The sequence below is a fragment of the Mesorhizobium sp. CA5 genome, from assembly GCF_020165105.1.
GTDB lineage: Bacteria > Pseudomonadota > Alphaproteobacteria > Rhizobiales > Rhizobiaceae > Mesorhizobium.
This window is the reverse complement of sequence record NZ_JAIUHJ010000002.1, coordinates 172,497-188,771: the sequence shown is the minus strand read 5'-3', so window position 1 is coordinate 188,771 and position 16,275 is coordinate 172,497. Positions and strand designations below refer to the sequence as shown.

General features: G+C 61.9%; 14 protein-coding genes and 1 pseudogene. 5 read left to right on the top strand and 10 right to left on the bottom strand.

The genetic code is table 11. The features are described 5' to 3' along the window. Position 1: 1 nt before the first annotated feature. Positions 2 to 1,627 (bottom strand): annotated as a pseudogene (locus tag LB529_RS03845) (diguanylate cyclase domain-containing protein); the annotation flags it as partial. Between the two features lie 355 nt (positions 1,628 to 1,982). Between LB529_RS03845 and LB529_RS03840 the strand changes: the two are divergent. From LB529_RS03840 to LB529_RS03830, 3 genes are all read left to right on the top strand, one after another. Then, a complete protein-coding gene (locus LB529_RS03840) occupies positions 1,983 to 2,189 on the top strand; it encodes a hypothetical protein (RefSeq protein ID WP_224710239.1) in 207 nt (68 codons plus the stop codon). A gap of 237 nt (positions 2,190 to 2,426) precedes the next feature. Further along, positions 2,427 to 2,900 carry a hypothetical protein gene (locus tag LB529_RS03835; RefSeq protein WP_224523070.1) on the top strand — a complete coding sequence of 158 codons (474 nt, stop codon included), beginning with the start codon at positions 2,427 to 2,429 and terminating at the stop codon, positions 2,898 to 2,900. Between the two features lie 113 nt (positions 2,901 to 3,013). After that, a complete protein-coding gene (locus LB529_RS03830) occupies positions 3,014 to 5,068 on the top strand; it encodes a sigma-54-dependent Fis family transcriptional regulator (RefSeq protein ID WP_224710238.1) in 2,055 nt (684 codons plus the stop codon). Positions 5,069 to 5,143: 75 nt separating this feature from the next. Here LB529_RS03830 and LB529_RS03825 read toward each other — a convergent pair whose 3' ends face one another. The 9 genes from LB529_RS03825 to LB529_RS03785 all read right to left on the bottom strand — a co-directional run bounded on the left by LB529_RS03825 (position 5,144) and on the right by LB529_RS03785 (position 14,926). After that, a complete protein-coding gene (locus LB529_RS03825; protein ID WP_224542959.1) occupies positions 5,144 to 5,833 on the bottom strand; it encodes an MIP family channel protein in 690 nt (229 codons plus the stop codon). Positions 5,834 to 5,903: 70 nt separating this feature from the next. Continuing rightward, positions 5,904 to 6,947: an NAD(P)-dependent alcohol dehydrogenase gene (locus tag LB529_RS03820; protein WP_224710237.1), complete on the bottom strand. Its 1,044-nt coding sequence runs from the start codon at positions 6,945 to 6,947 to the stop codon at positions 5,904 to 5,906. Positions 6,948 to 6,976: 29 nt separating this feature from the next. Next, positions 6,977 to 8,608, bottom strand: coding sequence for a molecular chaperone GroEL (locus tag LB529_RS03815; RefSeq protein WP_140839148.1), 1,632 nt, complete (start codon positions 8,606 to 8,608; stop codon positions 6,977 to 6,979). A 76-nt stretch (positions 8,609 to 8,684) separates the two neighbouring features. Next, positions 8,685 to 9,482, bottom strand: a complete 798-nt coding sequence (locus LB529_RS03810; RefSeq protein WP_224710236.1) for an iron-sulfur cluster assembly protein — start codon at positions 9,480 to 9,482, stop codon at positions 8,685 to 8,687. A gap of 4 nt (positions 9,483 to 9,486) precedes the next feature. Continuing rightward, positions 9,487 to 10,509 carry an amidohydrolase family protein gene (locus tag LB529_RS03805; protein ID WP_224710235.1) on the bottom strand — a complete coding sequence of 341 codons (1,023 nt, stop codon included), beginning with the start codon at positions 10,507 to 10,509 and terminating at the stop codon, positions 9,487 to 9,489. A gap of 87 nt (positions 10,510 to 10,596) precedes the next feature. Beyond that, positions 10,597 to 10,965 carry an MmoB/DmpM family protein gene (locus LB529_RS03800; protein WP_112097527.1) on the bottom strand — a complete coding sequence of 123 codons (369 nt, stop codon included), beginning with the start codon at positions 10,963 to 10,965 and terminating at the stop codon, positions 10,597 to 10,599. A gap of 17 nt (positions 10,966 to 10,982) precedes the next feature. Then, entirely contained in the window at positions 10,983 to 12,041 is a 1,059-nt protein-coding gene (locus tag LB529_RS03795; RefSeq protein WP_224523075.1) for an aromatic/alkene monooxygenase hydroxylase subunit beta, read from the bottom strand. 52 nt (positions 12,042 to 12,093) lie between these two features. Further along, a complete protein-coding gene (locus LB529_RS03790; protein WP_224523078.1) occupies positions 12,094 to 13,152 on the bottom strand; it encodes an NADH:ubiquinone reductase (Na(+)-transporting) subunit F in 1,059 nt (352 codons plus the stop codon). A 100-nt stretch (positions 13,153 to 13,252) separates the two neighbouring features. After that, on the bottom strand, positions 13,253 to 14,926 hold the full coding sequence (locus tag LB529_RS03785; RefSeq protein ID WP_224710234.1) for an aromatic/alkene/methane monooxygenase hydroxylase/oxygenase subunit alpha: 1,674 nt from the start codon (positions 14,924 to 14,926) through the stop codon (positions 13,253 to 13,255). 549 nt (positions 14,927 to 15,475) lie between these two features. Here LB529_RS03785 and LB529_RS03780 point away from each other — a divergent pair. Continuing rightward, entirely contained in the window at positions 15,476 to 15,952 is a 477-nt protein-coding gene (locus LB529_RS03780; protein ID WP_224710233.1) for a hypothetical protein, read from the top strand. A gap of 12 nt (positions 15,953 to 15,964) precedes the next feature. After that, a complete protein-coding gene (locus LB529_RS03775) occupies positions 15,965 to 16,273 on the top strand; it encodes a hypothetical protein (protein WP_140839161.1) in 309 nt (102 codons plus the stop codon). Positions 16,274 to 16,275: the final 2 nt, after the last annotated feature.

The window sequence follows — 16,275 nt, the reverse complement described above, 5'->3', positions numbered from 1 at the left end:
ACTGGTCGGCGTTTGTGCCGTCGTCAGGCGCAATCGAGATGCCGACGCTGGCGCTGACGGTGACGCCATGGCCGTCGGCGATATAAGGCGCGCTCAGCGCGTCAATGACGCGTTGCGCAAGGGCGGTGGCCTCGACCGGCTGATCGACCCCATTTTGAATGATCACGAACTCGTCGCCACCTAGTCTGGCAACAGTGTCGTCCTCGCGCACGATCTGCCTCAGCCTTGCGGCGACCTCCTTGAGCAAGGCGTCGCCGACCGGATGCCCTAGCGTGTCGTTGACAGTCTTGAAATGATCGAGATCGAGGCAAAGGAAGGCGACCTTGCCATCTCTGCGAGCCATCTCGGTCAAGGCGTCCTCGGCGCGTTCGCGAAACAATATCCGGTTTGGAAGATCGGTAAGCCCGTCATGGCGAGCCATGTGCGATATGCGAGCCTCGCTGCGCCGCAAGTCGGTCACGTCGTGATGCGTGGCGAGCCATCCGCCGCCCGGCAGCGGCTGATGAATGAGGTCGATGGTGCGCCCGTCCCTGAGCTCCACCAGGCTCACGACGCGCTCGGCGCGGTCGATGGTCGCCGAGAGCTCTTCCAGATATCTGTCCGGGTCCTGGCCTACATAAAGTCCCGCCGCAATCCGGAAACGCATCAAATCGGCCCACCGGGAACCAGGGTGGGTCAGGGCCTCCGGCAGGCGATAGAAGTCGGCATAGGCCTGATTGCAGAAAACCAGCCGTCGGCCGGCATCGAACATACACAGGCCCACAGGCATGTTCGCGGCAGCGGCAGCCAGATTCTGCCGCTCCAACTCGGCATCACGAGCCAGGGCGATGCTGCGCTCCAGGCTGGCACGGTAGCCGGCAAAGGCCGTGAACAATATTCCGACCTCGTCGCGCCGACCCTTTCTGAGCGCAACCAGCGTCGAGCGGTGTTCCCCTCGCGTCAACCGGTGCATCGCTTCGCTCACGGCCAGGATCGGCTTGCTGACATTATGGCGAATCCAGGCGACAAGCACGCCAAGGCACACGGCAGCAAAGGCGATCGCGGCCCAAACGAGCCGCTGCGCGATGGTGTAGGTGCGGTCCGCCATGGCTGCGGCAGCCTTGCTGCGCTGATTGGTGAGTGCCAAGAGGCCATCCAGCCGCTGAGCCGCCGCCGCAATCGTGGGGAGCGACACCGCCTCGAACTCGTTAGCTGCCTTCGTTCGCTCCGCGGTATCGAGAAGTGGAATGATCGACGACAGAGAATCTTGATACGCCGTCCAGAGGTTGACGAATTGATCGAACAGCTCCTGCTCGGCGGGTGATCCGGCGCTCCTGCGGTAGGCGCGCCGATCTTGGAGCATTTCTTCGCTCTCTCTCGCCATCTCCTTGTCGATGTCAGCGATTTGCTGAGAGTTTTCGGCACGCATGCGCAGCGTCGCGTAGAGCCGGTGCTCCGCAAGGTTGCGCTTCATCTCGTCGACGATCTGCACCTGGGGCAACCAAACTCCGGTGATCTCGCTCGTGACCTTATTGAGCGACCGCAGCTGTGCGACCCCAAATACCCCGACCGTCACGGTGCAAAGCAGTGCCAATCCAAAGCCCAGCGTGAGCTTGCTGCCGACACTTATGTCCTTGAGCCGTTTCATGTTAACGCTGACCTGATGAGGTCAGTCCCGCCCGCAGGCGCCAATAGCGGGACTGATTGGAAGCGCCTCGCCAATCTCGCGCTGAAATGTATTAAGGCTGACTTAAGATGGCGTTTAGCGTAATCTGCACTTCGTCGTTGTCTGCTTCAACGATATGACGACCGGGGCACTTATCCTTTGCGCTTGTGAACAAAGAGATATTCGCCGCTCAACAGGGATGGCGGGTCAATACTCTTCTGGACGTTGAGGTAATCCGCTACATATTTAACGATCGGGCAGCTGTCGGAGGAGACCGCCTAGGCACGCGACTGCTGCCCAAAGGCATGATCCGCTGATTTCGGGATGGAGGAAGGCCGTGGAAAATCACGCCGGCTCGGCAGCCAATGTAGCTGACTTTGTCATTCACAAGGTTCTGGACACGTTCGAATACTCCGACCGCGGCGCGGTGGTCACGATGGTCGATCCGCGGGGCGCACGCATCCGTCTCCACGTCACCATCGTCACCGGGGAGTTGCTTTGCGAGCATATTGCCGAAGCGCTGGAGCAGCGATACGGGAAATAGAATGTCTCCTGCAACAGCACACTCATTCAACAGCGAGCCCTCGGAATCGAAGAGCAAGGCGCATGACACGGGCATTGCTCAACCTACGAATACCCCGGTGTAACAGCCACCTGCTACCAACGACATCCATTTCGGCACTAACTAATATGAATGGCGGACTCGACTGTGGCAGTGTAAGGTCTGCTGCAAGCAAGAAAAATTGCCATACCGGCACTGCCGACGAATCTGGGAGGATTCATGGTCGAGATCATCTCCAAGCGGGATGGCCCGCGGCGCGAGGATGCTCAAGTCAAAAGGCTGATTGAGCAGAACCGCTCAACCATCGTGCGCCTTGCCGACCAGCTCAGCGCCGGCGGTTATTCAGCTTCGAAACAGCCACGTCAGAAACCGAAGGCTCAAGGCCTTATCTTTCACGTTGGCGGCGCAACCGGATCTGTGGCCGAGGCCAACCCGTCCGTGCATGTCAGCCTCAATGGGCGTGTGATCTCGAAGGATCAAGACACAGGCCGTCAGCTTCATCATATCGGCGATATCCGCGATCGCGGCGGCGAGCACATTTTCGTATTGGCCACCAAGCAGAACGGCTACTTCGCGCCGGTCGACGAAGCCGTCGCCGCGAAGCTTGCCGAAATGGACGGGCGTCGCCTCACCGCCACCTACTCCGAAGAACAGCTCGCCACCGACATCGGCGCGAAACTAGGCATCAATTGACCGGTAAGCGATTGGACCGGCTTCGGCACGTCCGATCCAAGACAGCATACAGCATTGGCATGCCTCGAAGGTTCCGTAATGACTGAATGAAACGCGATCCTGGGCCTAATCAGATGAAGATCGATGCTCTTCCGACGCGTGCGTCGTTGGCCGGCAATCAAATCGCTCTGGGCAGCATCGACTATGACGAGCGCGCCACCATGCGCGCTTGGGAAGATTTTCTGGCGGACGAGCCCAAATGTGTCCGCGATCCGATCCGCCCAAGCCACGTCCGCTCCCTCATTCACGACTCCTGGTATCGCAGCGCCACCGGCGGCATCAACGCTCAGGGGATCGAAGCGCCGCTGAGCAGCGATCGCGACGAAATCGAGTATCTGACCCGGGCCAATGCCGAACTGCTCTCGGCGGCGCGCCGATCCTTCGCCTCCATCGGTCAGTTGCTGGAGGGCACCGGCGCGATGCTGGTTCTTGCCGACAGCGACGGCGTGCTGATCGATGCCATCGGCGACAAGAAGACCCTGCATGACGGCATGGATATTCATCTGGCCATCGGCGGCAAATGGAATGAGGGCGCCGTCGGGACCAACGGCATCGGCACGGCCCTGTGGACCGGGGAACCGACTTTCGTCCATGCGGCGGAGCACTTCTGCGCCGGCATCAAGTCCTGGACCTGCGCCGGGGCGCCGATCCGCGATCCGCTGGACGGCAAGATAGTCGGGGTCGTCGACTTGTCAGGCTACTCGCCGATCTTCCGACCGCACAACACCGCGCTTGTCGCCGCCACGGCCCGCCAGATCGAAAAAGCATTGGCAGAGCAGCAACAGGAGCAGCGCACACGCCTGCTCGAAGCTTTCATTTCCTCGGCTCCCGGCTATCGCCGAAAAGATGGACTGGTGATCGTCGATCATCGCGGGCGCGCGATCTACCGAAACAACCTGCCCGACGGCGAAGCGGCCGAAATGACCAGCGGCCCGATAGACGCGGGCCGCGGCCGCTGGCTGATGAACCTTCCGTCGTCGGGTTCGGAGGCCGATATCGCCAGGGCTCTGCCGGCTCATCTGCGCTCCTGCCACATCACACCGCTCAAGCTCGATGGCGACTTGCGCGGCGCGGCGCTGGTGTTCCCGTCGGCGCCGACAGTTTCGAGCCTGACCGTGATCAACCGGGAGGCGGACAAGCATCTTCAAGACGCAGCTGCAATGATAGTCGGCGAGAGCGAGGCACTGCTTGCCGCAGTCGATGTCGCCTGCCGCGTCGCGCGATCGAAAAGCGTCGCCTCACTGCTGGTCGAAGGCGAGACCGGCGTCGGCAAGGAGCTGTTCGCGCGGCTCGTCCATGCCGGCAGCCGGCGTACGGACAATGACCCGTTCATCGCGATGAATTGCGGCGCTATCACAAAGGACTTGTTCGGCAGCGAGCTGTTCGGCCATGTCGCCGGCGCCTTCACCGGCGCATCACGCGACGGCAAACCGGGTGTCTTCGAGCTTGCCAATGGCGGCGTGCTCAGCCTCGACGAGATCGGCGAGATGCCGCTCGAGATCCAGCCGTTTCTGTTGCGTGTCCTGGAAGAGCGCGTGGTCCACCGTATCGGCGACAACCGAGGCCGGCCAATCGACGTCCGGCTCGTCGCCTCGACCAATCGAGACCTCAAGCAGGAAGTCGCTGCGGGTCGTTTCCGCCGCGACCTCTATTATCGGATCGGCGCCGTCTCGATCACTGTGCCGCCGCTGCGCGATCGCGGCGAGGACGTGCTGCTGCTGATCGAACATTTCAACCGGAAGATCGCCGCTGCATCAGGCGACGAGCCGCTGGAATTCTCGCAGGAAGCTGTCGCTGCATTGCTCGCCTATCGGTGGCCGGGCAATGTGCGTGAGCTGAAGAACCTCGTCGGACGGCTGCACGTCCTGACGCGCGGCCGTGGTATCGGACTGCACGACCTTCCCGAGGAAATCACGGATGGCGGTTCCGAGCCGCAGCCGGGCAGCAACACGGCAGTCTCCCCCGAAGAGCCCGCTGGCACGCTAGCCGAGGCGGAACACCAAACGTTGAAGAATGCGCTGACCGCGGAGGGCGGCAATCTCAGCCGGGTGGCGCAGCGGCTGGGCATTTCCAGGCCAACGCTCTACCGCAAGCTCGAGCAATATGGCATCCGGCGCGGCTTCGTCTGAACACGCAGCAAAAAGAAACCCATGGCGTTCCGCCATGGGTTGGGGAACTCTTACCGACAAAAAGGCAGCGGCCGATCAGGCGAGCTGCGGTGCCGGTTCGCTGGCGCCGATCATCCCGGTGCGCAGCACCAGTCCGGCCGCGGCAGCGCCCAGGCAAGGCGCCACGATATAGAGCCAGAGCTGCGACAGCGCGCTTCCGCCGGCAAACAACGCGGGCCCTAGCGAGCGAGCCGGATTGACCGAAGACCCTGACACGGCAATGCCGGCGAGGTGGATCATGACCAGCGTCAAACCGATCGCCAGGCCAGCCAGAGCACCCGCGCCGTCCTCCGCGGTGGCACGCAAGATGACGAGCAGAAAGAGGAATGTGGCGACTGCCTCGAACAAGAACGCCGAAGTCGCCGAATAGGCCGACCAGCCGTTCTGGGCAAAACCATTCGCGGCGACGTCATAGCCGCCGCCTTTGCCTTGCGCCATCACGTAGAGCACCGCCGAGGCAGCGATCGCCCCCAGACATTGCGCGACCACGTAGCCGGCGAGATCGTTGGACTTCATCCGGCCCGAAACGAAGACGCCAAGGCTTACCGCCGGGTTGAGATGCGCGCCGGAAATCGGCCCGATCGAATAGGCCATCGCAATCACCGACAGGCCGAAGGCCATTGCAACACCGAGCAGTCCGACCTCGGAACGCATGAACAGAACCGTCGCGCAGCCGAAGAAGACCAGCGCGAAGGTTCCGACGAATTCACAGATGTATTTGTTCATTTTTCCTCTCCGGATTATGACGCCTGGACCGGATACCGCGGCTTTCCGCGCCCATCCGGGCCCAAGGTTTTCAGGGAACAATGACGCCGCGGCCGGTGAAGCGCCGGTTCTTGAAGTCATCGAGCGCGGTGTTGATGCTGGCGAGATTGTATTCGGTGTAGTGCATCTTGACCTTGCCGTCGGCGTTGAGCTCCATCAGCTCGACGAGCTCGGTGAAATTGCCGACCAGGCTGCCGCCGATGTTGATTTCCTCGATGACCAGATGCGCGGTCGGCACGTTGACGGCGCCGCCATAGCCTACCACGAACAGCTGGCCGCCCTTGCGCACCATCTTCCAGCAGATGTTTTCCACGCCAAGCTCGCCGACGAAATCGATGACCACATGGGCGCCGCCGCCAGTGATCGCCTTTACTTCTTCGACGACGTTCGGCCCGCCATCGAGGACGAAGTCGGCACCGAGATCCTTGGCCAGCACGCGCGCGGCAGGCTCACGATCGACGGCGATTATCCGGCAGCCTGAAATCGCATGCAGCGACTGCAGCGCGATGTGTCCGAGCCCGCCGATGCCGAGCAGGACGCAGTAGCTCCCCGGCCGCAAAAGCTTCGCCGCCCGTTTGGCTGCGCGATAAGCGGTGATGCCAGCATCTGCCAGCGGCGCCACTTCGATCGGCGTGACATTGACATTGAGCTTGATCAGCGAACGTTCACTGGTGATGAAATATTCGGCGAAGCCGCCATTCATGCCGAGCCCAGGGAACTGGCCATTGTCGCAGTACATATCCTCGCCGTGCCGGCAGTTGAGGCAGATGCCGCAAGAGCGGAACGGATGGCAGATCACGGCATCGCCGCGCTTGACCGATCTGACGCCGCTGCCGACCTCCTCGACCCAGCCGGCGTTCTCATGACCCATGATGTAAGGCAGAAGGCTGCCGTCGGGGTCCATGGTCGGTTTCCACACACCTTCAATGATATGGAGGTCGGTGCGGCAGAGGCCGGCGGCACCTACCCGCACGATGACCTCGTCCGGGGCCGTGATCGTCGGCGCCTTGACCTCCTCGATCTTGAGCTTGACGTTCATGTGCGGGTCGTATTCGTAAAGTCTTGCGGCTTTCATCGTCGTGTCCTTTCAGGTCCGGAATTGTTTCAGGCGCGGCCAAGCTTTTCCGCGCCGCCGCCGAGCGCCGGCCCGGCCGTCGGGTCCTCATCCTCGGCAAGATCGCCGATCAGTGTCTCGGTGGTCAGGATCAGCGTCGCCACGGAGGCGGCATTGGCCAGCGCGGTGTAGGTGACGCGGACAGGATCGATGATCCCGGCTTCGAACATGTTCTGGTAGCTGCCGGCGGATGCGTTATAGCCGTAGCCGCCGTTGATGCGCGTCACCTCGGCTACCACGGCTTCGGGATCGGCGCCGGCATTGGCGGCGATGCGCCAGAGCGGCCGTGTCAGCACCGACCGAACCAGGCGCACGCCTTCGGCGACATCGCCGTCGACACCGGTCGCCACCTTGTCGAGCAGCGGCGCGATCTGGGCCAACGCCGAGCCGCCACCGGCAACCACGCCCTCCTCGGACGCCGCGCGCACCGCATTCAGCGAGTCCTCGATCAGCTGGATGGTCCGCTTCTGCTCGACCGGCGTGACGCCGCCGGCATAGAGGATCGCGGTACCGCCGGAGAGCTTGGCCAGGCGCTCGCGCAGCTTGTCCTGCTCAATGTTCGGCGGCGCGGCCTCATACTGCCGCTGCACCTGGGCGCGGCGCGCCGCGATCGCGTCATGGTCGCCGCCGCCGCGAATGATCGAGGTGTAGGATGAGCTGGTTTTCACCCGGTCAGCGGTCCCAAGATCGTCGACTGTGATGTCCTCCAGCCGGCCGCCGAGGTCGCGGGCTATCACCCTACCGCCGGTGATGATCGCCAGGTCCTCCATCATGGCCTTTCGCCAATGGCCATATTCCGGCGGATGGACGACAAGGTATTTGCCTGGCCCCTGCTTGCCCAGCAGCGTGACCACAACTTCCGGCGACACTTCCTCGGAGACGATCAGCAACGGGCGCCCCGCCTCGTCGGCGATACGGCGCGCAGTCTCCAGCGCCGTGGGCTCCTTGATCTTGAGATCGGTCATCAGGATGAAGGGCCGCTCGAGCACGGCCTCCATCTTCTCCTGGTCCGTCACCATGTGATGCGAGAGGTAGCCGCGGTCGAAGGACATGCCCTCGACCACGTCCAGGGTGGTCTCGGTGGTCACGCTGAAATCGGTGGTAATGACGCCTTCCGCGCCGACGCGCTCATGCGCTTGCGCCACCAGCGCGCCAAGCTTGGCATCGGTTGCGGCGATGTTGGCAACCGAGGCGAGGACGCCATTGCCCTTGGCGGGCTTGGCCGATGCCTTGAGGGCCGTCACGACCGCCGCCACGGCAAGGTTGATGCCCTTGCAGAGATCGACTGATTTGGCGCCGCGCTCATTGGCCTCGATGCCGCCCTGGATCAGCGCGTTGGCGAGCACGATGGCGGTCGTCGTGCCGTCGCCGGCGACCTCGTTGGTCTGCATCGACACCTCGCGGACGACCTGCGCGCCCATGTTCTCGAAACGGTCATGCAGCTCGATTTCGGAAGCGATGCTGACGCCGTCGCGGGTCACCATAGGCGTTCCGATCGGCCGGTCGATCATGGCGTTCATGCCTTTGGGACCGAGCGTCGGTTCGACTGCCGCCGCCAGCCTGAAGACGCCACGGGCAAGGGCCCGGCGGGCCTCGGAATTGTGAAGCATAATTTTAGGCATGATTCCTCCTTCCGCCTTACGGGCGGGTTGTTGGTTGGGGGCCTCGTGCGAGGGAGGCCGTTGCTTTCGACGCTGCTTAGACGGCCGGCGCGTTTCGCGCCGGCACGCGATCCATGATGAAGTCGACCAGCGTCGGCTCGCCTTCGACCACGCTCAGTTCCCTGTATCTTGTCTGCTTGAGCCCACGGCAAAGCGCACCGTTGAACTCCATGTTGACACGCACACCGCGCAACTCGGCGAGATGGGCACTGAGCGCGGCAGGCGGAATTTGCCGCCCTTCCCAGGTGACGAAGACGGGATCGTCCATACGGCGATCGGGAAACCGCTCCAGCAGCGCTGCCCGGTACCGCGGCTTCTGCATGGCCGCCTCGCCCGGCTCGAAGCTGGCGGCATCGTATGCCGGCAGGTCCATGCCGAGGATTTCGACATCCGTCAGGCCGTGCTGCCGAAGTCCGCGCAGGACCGCTTCCTGGCGGCGCTTGAATGCCTTCATCCTGAAGGTTTCGCGCACGGCGCCGAGATCCGCGTCTGCGGCTAACTCGGCGAATATGTCGCCGAATGCCTTGCCGGCTTCGATGCCGCGATTGACCTCCTCCGCGAACATATGATCGTGCAGTTTCACGCGATAGGCGGGCGACCAGGAAAGCTGGTCGAGCGCCTTGCGGACGCCGTCGAGCATGAGGAAAGCGAAGTTGGGCGAGCACCAGTAGGTCGGCAGGCGGAAATCGACCTCCACGCTGCCGTCGCCCGTCATCTCGGCGCGCTCGACGAAACCCATCTCGGTGATCGGTTCGTCGAGTTCCGGGTCATTGACCTCGCCAAGGCGCCGCCAGAGTTCCTTCTCGCGGCTGTCGGAAACGCTGGCGGTTGCCATGGCCCTACTCCGCCGCGATGCTGAAGGGCGAACTTGCGAACGCCTTCTTCTTCGCTTCGACGTCGATCTCGTAGAGGCGCGCGGCATTGAGGCCGAGGATCTTTTCCTTGATCTCGTCGGTCAGCTGCACGCCGCGTTCCGCGGCGATGTCCTCGGGGATCTGATACGCCCAGAATTTCTCGACGAGCCAGCGCGGCGTCCAGATCGCATAGTCGGAGCCGAACAGGATCTTTTCCGGCCCGATCCAGAACAGCAGCTCGGCAATGACCTCGCCGAAATAGCGCGGGCGCGAATGGATGAAGGGCAGCGCCACGGCAAGGCCGCCATAGACATTGGTTTCCTGCGTCGCGATCCAGCAGAAATCGTCGAGGCGCGGCAGCCCGCAATGCTCGATGATCCAGTTCAAGCCCTGGAAATCCGTCGCCGCGTGGTCGACATCGTGCACGTCGAACGCGTCCTTGCTGAGCGGGATGATTGTCGGGCCCTTGTGGACGTGAATGTTTTTGATGCCGAGTTTTTCACAGAGCTCGAAGCACTTGTAGGCATCGGGATCGGTGAGCTTCCAGCCCTTGGAGGCGCCGTTCCACTCGGCCGTGTACATCTTCACGCCCTTGACGTCGTAAGTCTCCTTCATGAAGTGGATGTATTCCAGCGCCTTCTCGCCGTCGCGCGGATCGAAGGACCCATTGATGATGAAGCGCTCCGGGTAGCGCTTGGCGACCTCCGCGTTGCGCTCGATCGTGTTGAACCCGTTCTTGTAGAAATCCTTCAGATAGGTCGACTGGACGATCGCCACGTCGTCCGGACCGTCTATGAACAGGTCGCGATAGAGATCGTCGGCGCTGTATTTCTCGAACTTGCCCTTCTCCCAAAGCTGCTCCTTCGGGCTCAGCCCCGTATGATAGGCGTAAAAGCAGTCGATGAACTGCTTGCCGTGGATGTTCCTCTGATTCTCCGGGCTGCCGTCCCAGAAATGGGTGTGGCCATCGACCACGAAAATGTCTTTGCCTTCAGGTGTCCTGTACATTCTTGCCTCCGCAATCGTCGCGTTGATGCCGTCCTGTTGATGGAGCGGGCGCGCCGCGATTGGGCGGCGCGCCGGTGCCCGGCTTCCTCAGATGTATTCGAAGACCTCGTCCATGTTTCCGAACAGGATCACGGTGTTGTCGTCGACGCGCACCATGCGGCCGTAGTGGGTAGAGGTGTTGACCTCGAAGATCTCCGCGGTCATGTCGCGGCCGAGATATTCGCTGATCTCGTCCATCTTGAAGATCAGCTTGCCGTTGCCGTCGATGCGGATCATGGCCGGCTGGTAAGTGACGATAACCCCCGGCTTCTTGCCCATGAATTCGGCGATGGCGCGCGCCTCGACCGAGTCGTTCATGGTGACGCCGCACTGGTGCGAAATCGTCTGCTCAAAGGTGATGTCCTTCATCGATTTGAAGATGTTGGACTGCGAGGCGTCGCGTGCTGCTACTGACATGTTGGTCTTCTCCCTGTTCAGCGCTTGAGGCCGAGTTCGCCGAGGATCTGGCCGATCCGTTCCTCGGATTGGGCGCGAACGTCGGTGAAGGAAATCGGCTTGGAATGCGGCATCGACCAGATCGGCTGAAGGCCGGTGGCTGCCTTGTCGGCAAGCGCGCCGTGCTTGTTCACCCAGCCCTGGAAGAGCTTCCTGTTCGCCGCGCCATGCTTCTCGTCATTGGCAAGCAGGTAGGCCAGGTCGATGGTGTTGGCGAGGTTGCGCTCGTAGTCGGCTTCGGCCGCCGAGATCACCGGCGGTGTGATGAAGTCGTGGTTGGCGGCCGCGGCCTGCATCAGGAAGCCGGAGCGGAACAGTTCGCCGACCAGCGGTTCGAACACGATGTTGATGGCGAAGTACTGCTCCAGATAGTCGGTCGTGCCCATGATGGTTTCGACCGCCTCGCGGGTGCCCTGCCAGACACCGTCCTCCAGCCAGTGCTTCTTGCCGAGTTCGTCGTCCCAGCCGGCGATGTCCATGCCGATCTCAGCGAGATAGAGCGTGATGTCCTGGGCGAGCCTCAGCTTGTAGGACGAATTGGTCAGCGTGGCGTTGTTGATCATCTGCGTGTAGCCGTAGCGCTGCGCCTGCATCAGCGAAGTGCCTAGGCCGAACTCGGCATGTTTCCACGCTCCGAGATGCGCCTGCAGGAGCTTGGCCCACACCTTGTCGAAGGTCTTCGGCGCGCCGGCACGGCGGGCATTGGTGATCACGCTCTGCACCATCGTCTCGATTTTCGACTGGCGCTGATAATGCGTGCGCTCCCACTCCTGGTCGGGAGCCCGGAAGGCATGCCAGTTCGAGCTCTTGGCAGCCGTATTGTCCTTGATGTAGGCGCCCTTGCCGTTCGAGAAGGAGATGATCCAGTCCTGGATCAGGTAGCGCTCGGGGTCGGGCTGCACGTCGACCGTGACATCCTCGTAATGGGTGGCGCGCTGGCCTTTCGGATCGAAATACCGATATTTGCGGCTGTCGGAATCGGCGAAGATCGCGGCTCCCGCGGCTCCCGATCCGACTGAACTCGACGTTGCTACCATTGTCTTCACTCCCTTGTTGCAGTTGCTTTGGTGTCGCTGGCTCCGGGCCGTCTCAATGGCCCGGGGTGGCGCTGGACGACGTGGTGAACCGGTCGAAGAAGATGCGTTCGCTCTCGAAGCCGTTCATGAACAGGACCGGCTGCAGCGCATCGATCATGGGCGGCGGACCGCAGGCGTAGACGTCGCCCTGCCCGTCGACCGCCAGTTGCTTGAGCTTGGCATCGACGCTCTGGTGGACGAAGCCGCGCTCGCCGTCCCACGCCTCGCCATTCACATGCGACAGCACCGGGATGAAGTTCAGCTCCGGGTGCCGGCCGGCAAGCTCGGCGATCCTGTCGAGATAGAACAGGTCGGTCGGGGTCCGCGCGCCGTAGAAGAAGAACACGTCCCGCTTCTCGCCGCTCTTCAGGTGATCGTTGAGGATCGACCAAACCGGCGACATGCCGGAGCCGGCGCCGACCAGGATCAGGGGACCTTGCCGTTCCTCCCGCCGGAAGCAGGTTCCATAGGGTCCGGCGACAGTGACTTCGGCTCCGACGCGGATGCCTCCGGAATCAAGCTCTCCGGAGAACTTTCCTTCGGGATATTTCTTGATGATGAAGGAAAGTTTTTGGGTTTGGTCCGGCGTATTTGCCATGGAGAACGAGCGCGTAATCGTCTCCCCTTTTTGCGTGGTGACCGTGATGTCGACATATTGCCCAGCCCAGAATTTTATCGGCGAGCCGAGCTCGATCTCGATGCCGCGGATGTCATGGGTCAGATGTTCGAATTTTGAGATCCGGCCTTTGAATGTCTTCACCGCGATTGATTTCGCCAGCACCTCCTCGTCGTAGTTGAGAAGCTCGACATGCATGTCGGAATAGGCGATGGACCGGCACAACAGGATGTGCCCGGTATCCTTCTCCGTGTCGTTGAGGGCGAAGGTCGAGTATTTCAGCATGTCGACCTCGCCTTCGAGCAGCACGCATTTGCAGGCCGAGCATTGCCCTTCCTTGCAGCCATGCGGCAGCGCAATGCCTTGGCGGAATGCCGCGTTCAGGACCGTCTCGCCGTTTTCGACCTCGAACTCGACGCCGACCGGCTCCAGGCGCACGGTGTGAGCACCAGTCATCGATAACCTCCCAATTCCTCTCCGGCCCGTCCGCAGGACAGGAGATGGCCTTCCTCTGGAATGTCGCGGGGGTCGGAACCCGGCCCCCGCGCTCGTATGGTCAGTTGAAGGGCGTGATCGTGAAGCCGGCCCGATACTCGGCCAGATGCTTCTCACGATCGGCCGGCGACATGCCGCGAAGCGCCTTGAGCGGCGATCCGAGGACGTTGCCGCGCACGTCGTCGAGCGTCCACTGCTCGTCGGCGCCGAAGCGCAAATGCGGCTGCGGGATCAGCGTCTTGCCATCGGAACGGACGAAGTTGAGGTCCTTGATCGCATCGGCGAGATCCCAGCCGTCATAGAGCGTCTCCCACTCGCGTTTGCCGCTGAAGCGGCCCATCGCGGGCGTCGGACGGCCTTGATACTCGTCGGCGAAGGCTTCGACAGCGGTCCAGCGGTCGAGCTCGTGGGCGAAGGTATGCAGCTGTCCGTCGATCTCGTCGACCACGATGTCCTCGCGGATCAGGCAAGGCACGAGGCAGGACCAGCAGCGGTGCGGATAGACGTAACCGACATCGCTGTTGAACAAGAGTACCTTCTCGCCCTTGTGGCTGAGCTTGGCATACCATTTCCAGAAGTCGCCGAACTCGGCGTACCAGCCCGGATATTTGTGCTCGAACCACTCGAAGTCCTTGTCGGTCTGGGCCTCGATGCGCCAGAAGTTGACCGGCCAGCCGACCGCGAAGAACTGGCCGACCTTATGGACGTAGTTCTTCTTGGTGATGCGCTCCCAGGCTGCCTGGACATCGTCATGGTGGATCTTGATGCCGTACTTCTCGAGCGGCAGCATGTAGGTGCGATAGTAGTCTTCGTAGATCCAGCGGTGCCACATCTCCGCGTAGGATTCCTTGTTCTTGTCGCGATTGGTGGTGCCGTATTCGATGAAGGTGCCGATGGCGGCGTCGACGATGGCGTGGTTCTGCCAGAAGGCGTAGCGCATGTCGCGCTCGAGCAGCAGGTGGTTCTCAGGCTCCTTCAGCGCGGCCATCAGCAGCGAGTGGCCGTTGCCGATGTGCCGGCTCTCGTCGGACTGCACCGAAAGGAACACGGTCGGCAGCGCGTAATCGCCGTTGCGGGCGGCCTCCGAGGGCATGGCGACGAAGAGCGTGTTGGTGAACGCCGTCTCGGCCACGACGGTCAGGTACATGCACGCGGCCGTCATCGTGTCGCCGGTGATGAAGCCTTCGCCGAACTGGCGGCCGATGGTCGTCGCATAGCACTTGCCGAAGGCTTCCTCGGTGATGTCGAAGCCCGCCGGATCGATGTAGTTCTCCATGTACCACTTCTTGAGGTTCATCTGGATCGTGGAGTGGCGGAACTCGTCGACCATCTGCATGGTGAAGCCGGTCCTGAGATCTTCGCCCGGCGCCAGCCGCGCCACCATCGCCATCGAACGGGCGGCGGAGATTTCCGGGAAGGGAATGATGGCGAGGAAGAGCTTCATCCATTCCACCCAGCGCGGCTCGACATTGCGGAACATGTCGCCGCGAAGAGCGGCATCGAGCGCGCCATAGACGCGATTGTCCTTCTCCTCCTGCATGGGGAAGTAAGAGCGCAGCACCTGCTTCATCGGATCGCGCGGCGCCTTGGCGATCTTGTAGTCGGTCGGAAACGTCATCGCTTCCTGGACATAGGTCGGGTTCCAACCGAGGTCGGAAATCTTCTTCGTCGCCTCGCCTACGGAAATGCCGCGTTGCGAGGTAATCTTGTTGAGCGTCAAAGACGACATCGTCATAAGCCTCCACCAGGTTTGAGCCGCGGATCCCTTGATCCGGGCGTGAGACGGCAAACAGCGCCGCCAGTGAGAGTGCGAACGGCACGACAAAGGGTTGCGCATTCAGGCGCGACCGACGGCCGGCTGTTCAAGTGGATCGCGGCAAAGGTTTGTGAGGGGTCTGGCGCGGCTCGCTACGCCAACCGCACTTGCGATGGCGTATCGAAGCGGACCTGCTTCCTCCGTTCCTTCGTTCTTTTAGCACCGCGACGAGAGCGCGATGGGCTTCTTATGGAAATAGACAAAGCAAGCACCGTGCCAGTTTGGAAATAAGGGCGCATCCGGCCGCTGGAAACAACCCACGCGCATTTCGACGGCAGAGATCGCCATCAACTGTAACGTTATTTTACAATTGTAACTTACGGCTGTAATGATTTTCTTCTATTCGCAATTGCAATATATTTACTTAGCACCTGCAGCATGCAGAAAAATACACGACATCTATTCAATTCTTCTGGTCACTCTATTATTTCAACGTGACGGCCCATGCGGCTCAGCAGGAGAGAGGCTATGCCGAACGACAGGGACAACCGGAGCCGTCCGCCGCCAACATCCGATCTGTCCGACGGCGTTGCCGGCGATCTGGTAAGGCTGATGCCCCGTGATCTGGTGTTTGTCATGCGTTTCATGGGCGAGAGCCAATTGCGCCTGCAGAGCCACTTCCAGAGCTTCATCCGGGCCGAACTTGCGGCCCGCGGCGTCACCGCCGAAACGCATCCGATGATCCATCTGTTCATCGAGAGCCACGCCATCCTGCTGCGCGACTTCGTATTTTCCGGCGTTTCGCTGTCGCGCCAGTTTCGCGTCGAAGAAATCGAGCGCCTCACCGGGGACACGACTGCGATGATGCGCGTCGACATCTGGGACCAGCTCAAGAGCCACATCGAGACGGCCGAAAAGCAGTTCCAGTCACAGGCCGGCACACTGCCCGGGCTGCTGGCGGCATTCGAGCAACCGCCAGGTCCGGTGCCTGGAAACGAAAAGTGACAGGAGGGTCCGATGGGGCAAACCGAAAGCCGTGACGCGCTGCTCGCCCGCCGCCTCGATCTCGTCGCGAGCGTCTGCGCGCTCACCGCCGAGGCGCAGCGTCTCAACCAGAAACTTGCCGGCGTCGAGATGGATGTGCTGCGCCTGGAACTCGAGATCGGCAGACGCGGCACGAACGCGCAACTGGTGCAGGACTTGCATGAAGCCGAGGAGAGTGCCGCGGCATTCAGGAACGCATGCACGGCGTGCGAGGAACGTATCGCGGCCGCCGAAGGTGACATTGACGATGTCGACCGTCGCCTGGCGAAGACCGTGAACTGACG

What these genes read in the sequence shown, in the direction of transcription:
- LB529_RS03835 (WP_224523070.1), top strand. Translation starts at nt 2,427, where the DNA reads ATGGTCGAGATCATCTCCAAGCGGGATGGCCCGCGGCGCGAGGATGCT.
- LB529_RS03830 (WP_224710238.1), top strand. Translation starts at nt 3,014, where the DNA reads ATGAAGATCGATGCTCTTCCGACGCGTGCGTCGTTGGCCGGCAATCAA.
- LB529_RS03825 (WP_224542959.1), bottom strand. Translation starts at nt 5,833, where the DNA reads ATGAACAAATACATCTGTGAATTCGTCGGAACCTTCGCGCTGGTCTTC.
- LB529_RS03820 (WP_224710237.1), bottom strand. Translation starts at nt 6,947, where the DNA reads ATGAAAGCCGCAAGACTTTACGAATACGACCCGCACATGAACGTCAAG.
- LB529_RS03815 (WP_140839148.1), bottom strand. Translation starts at nt 8,608, where the DNA reads ATGCCTAAAATTATGCTTCACAATTCCGAGGCCCGCCGGGCCCTTGCC.
- LB529_RS03810 (WP_224710236.1), bottom strand. Translation starts at nt 9,482, where the DNA reads ATGGCAACCGCCAGCGTTTCCGACAGCCGCGAGAAGGAACTCTGGCGG.
- LB529_RS03805 (WP_224710235.1), bottom strand. Translation starts at nt 10,509, where the DNA reads ATGTACAGGACACCTGAAGGCAAAGACATTTTCGTGGTCGATGGCCAC.
- LB529_RS03800 (WP_112097527.1), bottom strand. Translation starts at nt 10,965, where the DNA reads ATGTCAGTAGCAGCACGCGACGCCTCGCAGTCCAACATCTTCAAATCG.
- LB529_RS03795 (WP_224523075.1), bottom strand. Translation starts at nt 12,041, where the DNA reads ATGGTAGCAACGTCGAGTTCAGTCGGATCGGGAGCCGCGGGAGCCGCG.
- LB529_RS03790 (WP_224523078.1), bottom strand. Translation starts at nt 13,152, where the DNA reads ATGACTGGTGCTCACACCGTGCGCCTGGAGCCGGTCGGCGTCGAGTTC.
- LB529_RS03785 (WP_224710234.1), bottom strand. Translation starts at nt 14,926, where the DNA reads ATGACGATGTCGTCTTTGACGCTCAACAAGATTACCTCGCAACGCGGC.
- LB529_RS03780 (WP_224710233.1), top strand. Translation starts at nt 15,476, where the DNA reads ATGCCGAACGACAGGGACAACCGGAGCCGTCCGCCGCCAACATCCGAT.
- LB529_RS03775 (WP_140839161.1), top strand. Translation starts at nt 15,965, where the DNA reads ATGGGGCAAACCGAAAGCCGTGACGCGCTGCTCGCCCGCCGCCTCGAT.